This is a genomic window from Streptomyces sp. CBMA123, from assembly GCF_014596465.1.
Taxonomy (GTDB): Bacteria; Actinomycetota; Actinomycetes; order Streptomycetales; family Streptomycetaceae; genus Kitasatospora.
The window spans coordinates 1-4,067 of the sequence record NZ_MECK01000365.1 but is presented as its reverse complement, the minus strand read 5'-3'; the positions used below and the strand labels follow the sequence as shown (position 1 = coordinate 4,067).

The 4,067-nt window shown below is 75.2% G+C and carries 5 protein-coding genes and 1 pseudogene; 2 read left to right on the top strand and 4 right to left on the bottom strand.

Translation table 11 applies throughout. The annotated features are described in order from the left end of the window. Window positions 1-243 (bottom strand): annotated as a pseudogene (locus BG452_RS30685) (hypothetical protein); the annotation flags it as partial. 115 nt (window positions 244-358) lie between these two features. Further along, window positions 359-847, bottom strand: a complete 489-nt coding sequence (locus tag BG452_RS30680) for a GNAT family N-acetyltransferase (RefSeq protein WP_188307617.1) — start codon at window positions 845-847, stop codon at window positions 359-361. A 292-nt stretch (window positions 848-1,139) separates the two neighbouring features. Here BG452_RS30680 and BG452_RS30675 point away from each other — a divergent pair, with 292 nt between their 5' ends. Continuing rightward, window positions 1,140-1,370, top strand: a complete 231-nt coding sequence (locus BG452_RS30675; protein WP_188307616.1) for a hypothetical protein — start codon at window positions 1,140-1,142, stop codon at window positions 1,368-1,370. Here the strand turns inward: BG452_RS30675 and BG452_RS30670 are convergent. After that, window positions 1,367-1,534 (bottom strand): hypothetical protein, encoded by a 168-nt coding sequence (locus BG452_RS30670; RefSeq protein ID WP_188307615.1) that lies wholly within the window; start codon window positions 1,532-1,534, stop codon window positions 1,367-1,369. The two genes, BG452_RS30675 and BG452_RS30670, sit on opposite strands and share 4 nt — an antisense overlap. Window positions 1,535-1,730: 196 nt before the next feature. Beyond that, window positions 1,731-2,522 (bottom strand): alpha/beta fold hydrolase, encoded by a 792-nt coding sequence (locus BG452_RS30665; protein ID WP_188307614.1) that lies wholly within the window; start codon window positions 2,520-2,522, stop codon window positions 1,731-1,733. Between the two features lie 123 nt (window positions 2,523-2,645). Here BG452_RS30665 and BG452_RS30660 point away from each other — a divergent pair, with 123 nt between their 5' ends. Further along, on the top strand, window positions 2,646-3,371 hold the full coding sequence (locus BG452_RS30660) for a TetR/AcrR family transcriptional regulator C-terminal domain-containing protein (RefSeq protein ID WP_188307613.1): 726 nt from the start codon (window positions 2,646-2,648) through the stop codon (window positions 3,369-3,371). Window positions 3,372-4,067 lie beyond the last annotated feature (696 nt).

Sequence of the window (4,067 nt, the reverse complement as noted above, 5' to 3'; positions counted from 1 at the left end):
CCCGGGCAGCCGGCGGTCCGGGCGGGGCCGGTCCGGGCGGGGCCCGCCCGGATATCCGGCGCCGCCGGCGGAACGGCGCAAGCCCTCCAGAGTGGTGAGGGCGACGTCCAGGCGGGCGCAGCGGTGGCCCTCGGACGCGCTCAGCCCACTGGCCCCGGCCCCGGCGTCGGCGTCGGCGTCGGCGTCGGCGTCGGCGTCGGCGGGGACGACGTACGGGCCGTGGTCGCAGTGGCGGGTGGCCATGTTTTCGTGGGCGCGGGAGCGTTGGAGGACGAGAGCGGCGACGGCCGGGCCGCGCTCGCCCCGGCCACAAAGGCCTCGAAGGCCTCGGAAGGCGCGGAAGTCTCGAAGTGCGGTGTCAGGGCAGGGGTTTGCGCATCAGTGTGCACATCGTCTCGTGGCGGTGGAGCGTGCCGTCCGCGTCCTCCACGTCCCAGGAGTCGGGTGCGCGGCCGAAGGCCCCGTAGCCCAGGCGTTCGTAGAGCGCGCGGGCACGCGGGTTGTCCTCCTCGACGGCGAGCTCGGCGCGGCCCAGGCCCCGGGCGGCGATCCGCCGCTCGGCGGCGCGGATCAGCAGGGTACCGATCCCGCGGGAGCGCAGGTCCGGGTGGACGCCGAGCTGCCACAGGATGCCGGCGCCGGGCGCGGACGCGTAGTCGATGCCGCACAGCGCCACCGGGTGCCCGTCCGGGGTGCACGCCGCCAGGTAGTCGATCTCGCCGCTCTCGGCGCGGCGGACCTGGCGGACGAGGTCGCGCACGTGCTTCGCGGAGCCGGACCAGCCGCAGGAGGGCAGGTCCGCGTCGGTGAGGGCGCGTACCGTCAGCGCCGGCCTGATCCCGGTCATCGCCGCACCCCCTGCGCATCGTCTCCGGCCGTGGCCCTGCGCCTATTCCAGCAAGCCGCTCCCCGTGCCGTCCAAGGGGTTTCGCCCTGCCGGCCGGGGCCGTGTCCGCCCGGCGGGCGGGCGCCGCGGGGATACGGGCCCCGGACGCAGGGGCACGGCCACACTGCGGCGCGGCGCGGGCTCAAGATCCGCTCAGATGCCCGCCGCCCGGAAATGTTCCGTGCAAGGATCTGCGCACGGCCCCCGACCGGGGCCCTCGCCGCTCCCGAACGGAGCCGTCCTGGGGGGACACATGGGCACCGTCATCTTCCTGCCGGCCGTGCTGGCCGGCGCCATCGTGGTCATCAGCGTCCACCTGGCCCGCCGGGAACGGGCCCGCGGCTCCCACTGCGAGGACGCGGGCCTGCTGGTCGAGCTGGAACGCACCCGCCAGGCCGCCCAGCTGCGCACGACCTACTCCAGCCGCGCCGTCCACCACGCCACCGGCATGGCCTGCGACGACCTGCACAAGTACTACTCCTAGCCCGCGCCGGAGCACGGGCCGAGCGTGCCACCGGCGCTCAGGGGCTCCCCCGCGGGCAGGCCCAGGCGCGCCGCCCAGGACAGCGCCCGCGCCCGGGAGACGTCGCGCTCGGCCAGACGCGCGGCCGCCAGCGCGGGCGGCACCGCGTCCCGCTCCAGCAGCACGTCCCACTGGCGGGCGGTCAGCGCCAGGCAGCGCAGGCCCGGCAGCTGCGCGAGGACGGCCGGGTCCCGTATCCCGGCCCGGGAGAGGTCCAGGGCGCGCAGTGCGGGGGCGGTGGCGAGCGGGGTGAGGTCGGTGGGGGTGTCGGTGGCCAGTTCGAGGGCCGTGACCCGCCCGGGCCCGCCGGGCGGCGGTTTGTCAGCCAGGCTCCCGGGCGTCCGCGAGGGCGCCCAGGGGGAAGTGCCGGGCCGGCGGGTGCGCTTCGGTGAGGAAGTCCAGCAGGAGCCGGTTGACCAGGTCGGGCTTTTCCAGCGGCGCGGTGTGGGAGGTGCCGGGCAGCACGGCGAGCTGGCCGTGGGGGACGGCGGCGGCCATCGCCGCGCTGTGGGAGATACGCACGCCGTCGTCATCGCCCTGCATGACCAGGACGGGCATCGGCAAAGCGGCCAGCGCCGCGAGGCCGATGTCGGGCTCCTCGCGCCACATCGTCAGCCACTTGGCGAAGACGACAGGGAAATGGCCAGGGCCGTCCGGGCAGAGCCGCTCGTGCTGGGAGCGGAACATCGCCTCCAGACGTTCGGTGTCCTCCAGGATCGCGAGGTCGGCCGCGGTGGCCCCGTCACGGCTGACGCCACCGCTGATCAGGACGAGCCGGCGCACCAGATCAGGACGGCGCAACGCCGTGTGCAGGGCGACGGTGACACCGGCGCTCCAGCCGACCAGATGGACCGGGCCCGTGGCGAGGGTCTCCAGGAGGGCGATGGTGTCCTGGGCCATCAGATCGCCGGTGACGGGGCCCTCGACATCGGGGGTGCGACCGTGGCCGCGGCGTTCGGGGGCGTGGACGCGGAAGCGGGCAGCCAGCGCGGGAATCTGGGCATACCAGCTGTCGGCGCTCACCCCCGCGCCGTGGAGCAGGACGACGGGGTCGCCCTCGCCCTGGATCTCACAGTAGGTGCGCAGCCCGTTCACCCTCACGTACTCGCCCATGTCCCATCCCCCCGGTGTGTGTCGTGGCAGCGGTGAACAGCCCGGCCCGGCAGCCGGGTCCGGCGTACTTGAGCAATGCTCGGGTCGATCATAGGCAGATGACCTGAGCTAAGCTCAAGTCCCATGGCACTGCATCGTGATGACGTCATCCGCGCCGCTCTGGACCTGCTGGACGAGGTGGGGCTGGAACGGCTGACGACCCGGGCGCTGACCGAGCGCCTGGGGGTGGCACCCGGGGCTTTGTACTGGCACGTGCGCAGCAAACGGGAGTTGCTGGCGGCGATGGCGGACGCCGTGGTGGCGCCGGCGTTCACCACAACCGGCAACAACAGGCCCGACGGCGACGGGCCCGGCGGCGAGACGGACACGGACGCGGACTGGGCGGAGAAAGGCTGGACGGAGGAAGGCTGGGCGGGGCGCACGCAGGCGTTCGCGCACCGGCTGCGGGCGGCACTGCTGGGACGCCGGGACGGGGCACGGCTGGTGTCGGGGTACCTGGTGCCGGGGACGGCGACGCTGGGGGCAGTGGAGGAAGGGCTGGCACTGATGCGCTCCCAGGGGCTGACGCTGGGACAAGCGGCCGTACTGGGACACGCGGTGACCAGCTACGTGATCGGGTTCGTCCTCCAGGAACAGACCGGAAACCAGAACGGCGACAGGGGCACGGACGGCGACGGGGACGGCGGCGGGATGCCGGGCATCGACCCGGCCCGCTACCCCAACCTCGTCCAGTGGCAGACCGAACAGACCGAACAGGCCGGGCAGGCCGGACAGGGCGCGAGCCCCGGGGGACCGTTCGCCGCCGGGCTGGCACTGCTGACCGCCGGGCTGGCCGCCGGGCTCGACTGAGCCCGTGGACCCGCCGCACCGCCAGACACCCGCCGGAACCGGGGCCGCTACCGCCGCTACGGCGGGCGCGGGCACGGCGCGGCGGCGGGTACGGCAGCCGTCGTGAAGACCCGGGGCGCGCAGGTGGCAGGACCGGGCAGCGTGGCCCGACGACAGACTGTGGCCGGCCGCGCGGGCGGCGACCAGAACGGCCAAGCCGGGGGCAGCACGGCGGGCGGGGCGGTGGGCGGTGACCAGGCGCCACCCCGCCCCACGGCCGGCCAGGGTGAGGCGTACGGACACGCGCGGGCGGCCAGAGCGGCGAAACGGGCAGCCCCGGCGGCGACTTCACCGGACACGGGCCGGGGACGAGGGCCAGCGGAGCCCGGGCCGGATGGAAGGCACCGGGCGGACAGAAGCCGGGCGGGCAGAAGGCCAGGGGCTCGGCCGGGACGACCGCCGCCCGCCGCGCCGCCGTCCTCTCCCGTACGCGTTCGCGGGCCGCTCCCGTACGCGTTCGCGGGCGCCCCGTACGTCCTCCGCAGGGCATTCCGGGGGCGTTCGCGGGCGTCTTCGTGCGCGTCGGGTGCGCGGTTCGTGTTGCGGAGGTGTTGCGGCCGGCGTGGCAGGACCCCGTCCCGTAGTAGCGTCGGGCGTGAAGTCGCGCGTGGTGCGCGGCCGTTGACGATGATCTACGCGGGACGGGGGCCAGGCTTG